This window comes from Kitasatospora sp. NPDC059462, from assembly GCF_042749955.1.
Lineage (GTDB): Bacteria > Actinomycetota > Actinomycetes > Streptomycetales > Streptomycetaceae > Kitasatospora.
Genome location: NZ_JBHYUU010000405.1, coordinates 1 through 1,279, shown reverse-complemented (window position 1 = coordinate 1,279; position 1,279 = coordinate 1). Strand labels below are relative to the sequence as shown.

The window sequence follows — 1,279 nt, the reverse complement described above, 5'->3', positions numbered from 1 at the left end:
TGAGCGCGGTGGGGGTTTTGGGCGTGGTTTTCTAGGACGTCCTCCGGGGCTCCGCTTACCGCCCGGCACCCGCCCCCGGGGCGGCGCACGCCGGGGGCTGCGGGCTGGCGCTGCACGACAACACCAACGCCGACCGCGACTACGAGACGGTCAACCCCGAGGAGAACGCCCTGCGCGCCCTCGTCGGCAGCGCCCGCCGGCACGTCGAGATTTCCCAGCAGGACCTCAACGCCACCTGCCCGCCCCTCGCCCGCTACGACGCCCGCCTCTACGACACGCTCGCCGCCAAGCTCGCCGACGGCGTGAAGGTGCGGATCGTGGTCAGCGACCCGGCCAACCGGGGCGCGATCGGCAGCGGCGGCTACTCGCAGATCAAGTCGCTCGCCGAGATCGGCGATCTGCTCAAGGCCCGCCTCACCGCCCTCACCGGCGACGGCGGCCGGGCGGGCGCCGCGCTGTGCGGCAACCTCCAGCTCGCCACCTTCCGTGCCGCCCCCGCCGCCACCTGGGCCGACGGCCACCCGTACGCGCTGCACCACAAGCTGGTCGCGGTGGACGACGAGGCGTTCTACATCGGCTCGAAGAACCTCTACCCGGCCTGGCTCCAGGACTACGGCCACCTCGTGGAGGACCGGGGCGCCGCCGCCCAGCTGGACCGGGAACTGCTCGGCCCCGAGTGGCAGTACTCCCGCGCCACGGCCACCGTCGACTGGACCACCGGCCTCTGCCGCGCCTAGCCGGGCCCGGCTCCGAACCCCCGCCTCCCGGCCGACGCGCCCCACACCCGGCGGCCGGGAGGCGCCCCCGCCTCCGCACCGCCGATGCACGCGCCCGGACGCGGCCCGGACGCCGCCCGGGCCGCCCTCCGGGTGGACGAGGGGCGACGGGGGTTCGAAGCCGGGCCCCGGGAACGGGCCCCGGCCCTCCCGCCGGTCAGTCGTCCAGCGGCGAGGGCCCGGTGGCCGCGGAGCGGTCCCGGGTGCGCTCGCGGGCGGCGCGGCAGGGGAGGTGACGGGTGAGGGCGTCGCTGCAGTTGGCGGCGGCCATCCGTTGCAGCAGGGTGGCCAGGCGGGTGACGAGCGGGCGCAGCCGGGCCCTCAGGGCGGCGTCCGCGCGCGCGTCGAGGCGCTCGATGGCGGAGCAGAGCCGGGTGACGAGATGTGCGGTACCACGGACGGCGCGGCGGAGGTGCTTCACGCGAGTGCAACCGGTCCGTCACCCGGCCGGTTCCGGCCGGGGGCCGGGTGGCCGATGGCAGAGACCGGGCCGCGCGCCGGGC

The 1,279-nt window shown here is 76.8% G+C and carries 2 protein-coding genes; one reads left to right on the top strand and one right to left on the bottom strand.

Going from position 1 to position 1,279, the window contains the following annotated elements:
* Nucleotides 1–317: 317 nt before the first annotated feature.
* Entirely contained in the window at nt 318–737 is a 420-nt protein-coding gene (locus tag ACFXAM_RS38790) for a hypothetical protein (protein WP_380298644.1), read from the top strand.
* A gap of 196 nt (nt 738–933) precedes the next feature.
* Here the strand turns inward: ACFXAM_RS38790 and ACFXAM_RS38785 are convergent, their stop codons facing one another.
* Nucleotides 934–1,197 carry a hypothetical protein gene (locus ACFXAM_RS38785; protein WP_380298642.1) on the bottom strand — a complete coding sequence of 88 codons (264 nt, stop codon included), beginning with the start codon at nt 1,195–1,197 and terminating at the stop codon, nt 934–936.
* Between the last annotated feature and the right edge of the window lie 82 nt (nt 1,198–1,279).